Below are 4,337 nucleotides of genomic sequence, written 5' to 3'. Positions count from 1 at the left end.
GCCCCGGCCGATGCCCCGCAGGATCTCGCTGAGCCGCGTGTTGAAGGCGGCGTCGTGGTCGCCCGCGGAGCGCTGCGCGACCCGCTTCAGCCAGAACTCCGCCGCCTCCGCGCAGCCGCTCACGTCGTCGCGCCCGGACGGCTTCCCGAACACGGTGGCGTGCGTCGCCTCGTAGTAGACGAGGTCGGCGCCCGGCGGCGCCCACGCCGCGTCCTCCCAGTCGATCAGCCACGGCAGGCCCCGGCCGCAGTGCCGCAGGTTCCAGGCCGTCAGGTCGCCGTGCATCGGCGCCCAGTGGTCCGGGGTCCCGGACGGGCGGGGCAGCACCGCCGCGAGCCGCCGCTGCAGGTCTGCCAGCAGCGGCGCCAGCGCGATCCCGCGCACCGGGCGGGCCGGGCGCGGCGGCATCGCCTCGATCACCATCCAGTGCCATCCGGCGGTCTCGTCGCGGTCCAGGACGCGGGGGACGCGGAAGCCGTCCGCGCGGCCCTCGGGGAACGCCGACAGCGCGCGCTCCTCGCGGTCCAGCTCGCCGGGGTCGTCGCGGAGCTTGAGGAACCCGGTGGGGCGCCCGTCGCGCAGCAGCACCGCCGCCAGGCCCGTCCGGGACGCCTGCGGGCGCTCGTAGAGGGCGAGGCCGTCGAACGTGCCGATCCGGTCGGCCAGCGTCCGCCACCGCTCCGGCCCTCCCGGCGGCTCCCAGCGGACGCGCGGGCCCGGCAGGACGCGCGGCCCGGCGACCGCCACCGCGCCGTACAGCGCCCACTGGGCGGCCAGCGCGGGCAGCTTCGACCGGGTGAACAGCGAGACGCCGGCGCGGGCACCGCGCCGTGAACCGGCGGGGACCAGGACATTGCCGGTGCCCATCCGGGGACGGACGAATTCATGACCAGATGTGGTCATCTGCTCGTTCATGTCGTCACTTGCCGCGAATGGTCTTGCGCGTACGGCGACCGGCCATCAGGTCCTCGCACAGCCGCTCGTAGGACGCCGCGACGTCGTCCCACACGTACCGCTCCGCCGCCCGCTTGCGCGCCGCGTCGCCCCGGTCGGCCGCCGCGCCCGGGTCGGCCTCCGCCGCCTCCACCTGCGCCGCCAGCTCCGCCGCGTCGCCGAAGAACCGGCCCGCCTCCTCGCCCAGCACCTCGCGGTTGAAGTTCACGTCGTAGGCCAGCACGGACGCCCCGGCGCCCATCGCGCGCAGCAGCGACGGGTTCGTCCCGCCGACCGAGTGGCCGTGGATGTAGGTGAGCGCGCCCGCGTACAGGGCGTCCAGCAGGTCCTGGTCCCACACGCCGCCCATGAACGTGATGCGCGGGTCGTCGCCCGCCAGCTCCTTCACCTGCGCGGTGTACTCGTCGGCGTACGGCGCCGAGCCGACGACGACGAGCGGCTTCGAGGCCCGGCTGCGCCGGTAGCCCTCCACCGCCAGATGCACGTGGTTCTCCGGCTCGAACCGGGCCACGACCAGGTGGAACCCGCCCGGCTCGTACCCCGCCTCCGCCAGCTTCCCGGTGTCGGTGCTCGACAGGATCGGCGCGCCGTACGGGATGAACACCGTGTCGGCGTCGAACCGCTCGCGGTAGTAGTCCTGGATGCCGACGGCGTCGGCGATCAGCGCGTCCGACCAGCGCACCGCCATCGCCTCGGCGGCCCGGTAGTACTTCTGCCCGGTGCCGCTCCACTTGGTGCGCTTCCACTCCAGGCCGTCGACGTGCGTCGCGACCGGGATCCGCAGCGTCCGCAGGATCGGCAGCATCGGCGCGTTCGCCGCGTTGAACAGCAGCGCGACGTCCGCGCCCTCCTTACCGATCTTGCTGCGGAAGGCGTGCAGCACCGACAGCCCGGTGTGGCTGAGCGTCTCGGCCACCTTCTTCTCGATCGCCGGCAGGTACACCAGCCGCATGCCGAGGTACTCCGGCTCCGGATGCCGCTCGCCCCGGCAGTAGACGGTCACCTCGTGCCCGCCGGCCGCGAGCCGCTTGCCGATCTCCTCGACCGCCGTCTCGAAGCCGCCGTACCGCGCCGGCACCCCGCGCGTCCCTACCATGGCGATGCGCACCCTGACCCCCAGCCATTACCGTCACTTTGTGATTGATCCGCACAGATTATGCGGAAGGGGGGTTGCGCGTCCCTGCGGTAAACGACAGTTAATCTGAAGGTTGCGGGAGACTGGTATCCAGGGGGCTGGATCACCAGAAGGAGGGGCAAGTGGCCGAACGGCACGCGAGGTCCGCGGTGGTGCTGGCGCACCCGTCGCCCGATCTCTACGGGTCCGACCGGATGCTCGTGGAGTCGGTGCGCGCGCTGGTCCCCGACCACCGCGTCATCGTGACGCTGCCCGCGGACGGGCCGCTCGCGCCGGTGCTGAGGGACGCGGGCGCCGAGGTCGTCGTCCTGCCCGTCCCGGTCCTGCGCAAGTCGTACATGACGCCGCTCGGCCTCGTCCGGCTGGCGTTCGCCGCGACGCGGGCGCTGCCGAAGGCGTGGCGGCTGCTGCGCCGCGAACGGGCCGCCGCGCTCTACGTCAACACCGTGACGATCCCGCTGTGGCTGCTCGCCGGCCGGCTCGCCCGCGTGCCCTCTCTGTGCCACGTGCACGAGGCCGAGGACGACGTGCCCGGCCCGGTGCGCGCCGCGCTGTCGATGCCGCTGCGGCTCGCCCGCTCCATCGTCGTCAACAGCCGCGCCAGCGCCGCCGCGCTCGGCTCCGCCGGCCGCGGCGCCCAGATCATCTACAACGGGGTGGAGGAGCCGCCGGAGCCGGTCGCGCCGCCGCGCGCGGTGCTCGACGGGCCCGCCCGGATCGTCCTGGTCGGGCGGCTGTCGCCGCGCAAGGGGTCCGATGTCGCGGTCCGCGCCGTCCGATCACTGCGCGATCGCGGCTACGATGCGAACCTGACCCTGGTCGGGAGCGTCTTCCCCGGATATGAGTGGTTCGAGGAGGAGTTGCGCGGCCTCGCCGGCGACGACGGCGCGGTGGCCTTCGCGGGTTTCCGCGCGTCGGTGTGGAATTCGTTCGCCGAGGCGGACATCGCGATCGTCCCCTCGCGCGTCGAACCCTTCGGTAACGTCGCCGTCGAGGCGATGCTCGCCGGCCGGCCGGTCGTCGCCAGCGCCACCCAGGGGCTGGTCGAGATCGTCGCCGACGGCGACAACGGCGTGCTGGTCGCCCCGGACGACCCGGACGCGCTGGCGGCCGGGATCGCCCGGCTGCTGGACGACTGGGACGGCGCCCAGGCGATGGCCAAGCGGGCCGGCGCCGACGCCGCCCGGCGGTTCGGCAAGGACCGTTACCACCACGAGCTGCGGGACGCCGTCCGCCGTCTCGCCGGACCCGACGCCGACTTCATCCCGCCCACGGCCTCCTGAGGACTCCAAGAGCATCCGATGACAGCACAGACCCCCGTCACACCGGAGATCAGCCTCGTCGAGGCGGTCTGGCGCTACCGGCTGATGTCTCTCATCATCGTGCTGGCCAGCGTCCTCGCCTCGGTCGCCGCCACCCAGATCCTGTTCAGCGGCGCGACCGCCACCGCGAGGTTCGCCGTCACCGACCCGACGAACAACAACAACGCGCTGCGCATGGGCGTCGTGTCCGGGCAGGGGTACGCCGCGTACACCGCGCAGCGCGCGGCGTTCGCCGGCTCCACGCCCGTGATGGCCCGCGCCGCCGAGATCGTCAAGAGCAAGCACGGCCCGAACCTCACCGGCGAGCAGCTGCGCGGCCGGGTGAAGACCTCCAGCAAGCCGGACGGCGGGGTCGTGGTCGTCACCGCCAACGGCTCCAACATGCCCGAGGCCGCCGTCATCGCCAACGCGGTACTGCAGGCCTACCAGGACGTCACCGTCTCCACGAACAACAGCAACCTCGACGAGCAGATCAAGGGGCTGAAGGAGCAGGAGACGAAGATCACGCAGCAGATGCAGTCCACCCAGGCGGGCACGCGGCCGTACAAGATGCTCGCGAGCCAGCTCGCGAAGATGCAGTCGGACGAGAGCGGCCTGCTGTCGGCCCGGTCGAAGAACAACGACGGCGTCCAGTTCACCGACACCGCCGACCCGACCGCGCCGACGCCCAGCAAGCTGCCGCAGAACGGCGCGATCGGCTTCGCGATCGGCGCGATCCTGGCCTGCATCGTGTCGTTCCTGCGCGCCTCCTCGCGGCCGCGCGGCCGGGTGCAGGCCGCGCCCGCCGGCGCGATGGGCGGCGTGCCCGGAGGCGCCCCGGGCGGCATGCTCGGCGGCCCCGGGACGCCGATGCCCGAGCTTCCGGCCGGCCGGTCCTACCAGGGCCGCCGGTCCCTCGGCGACGGCCGCGACGACGCGTACCGGCC

General features: G+C 73.4%; 4 protein-coding genes. 2 read left to right on the top strand and 2 right to left on the bottom strand.

Features of this window, described 5'->3' with window-relative positions; translation table 11 throughout:
- Positions 1–915, bottom strand: a 915-nt coding sequence (locus ABZ914_RS47450) for a phosphotransferase (RefSeq protein ID WP_500201210.1), incomplete at its 3' end; no start/stop codon positions are given.
- Positions 916–919: 4 nt separating this feature from the next.
- Positions 920–2,032 (bottom strand): DUF1972 domain-containing protein, encoded by a 1,113-nt coding sequence (locus ABZ914_RS47445; protein WP_500201209.1) that lies wholly within the window; start codon positions 2,030–2,032, stop codon positions 920–922.
- Between the two features lie 179 nt (positions 2,033–2,211).
- On the opposite strand from ABZ914_RS47445, the gene ABZ914_RS47440 reads away from it, so the two are divergent.
- A complete protein-coding gene (locus ABZ914_RS47440; protein ID WP_500201208.1) occupies positions 2,212–3,372 on the top strand; it encodes a glycosyltransferase family 4 protein in 1,161 nt (386 codons plus the stop codon).
- Between the two features lie 18 nt (positions 3,373–3,390).
- The coding region (locus ABZ914_RS47435) for a hypothetical protein (protein WP_500201207.1) at positions 3,391–4,337 on the top strand (947 nt) is incomplete at its 3' end.

This window comes from Spirillospora sp. NPDC046719 (assembly GCF_040645715.1).
Lineage (GTDB): Bacteria > Actinomycetota > Actinomycetes > Streptosporangiales > Streptosporangiaceae > Spirillospora.
The sequence above is the reverse complement of the archived record's forward strand: the minus strand, read 5'-3'. Positions and strand labels throughout refer to the sequence as shown.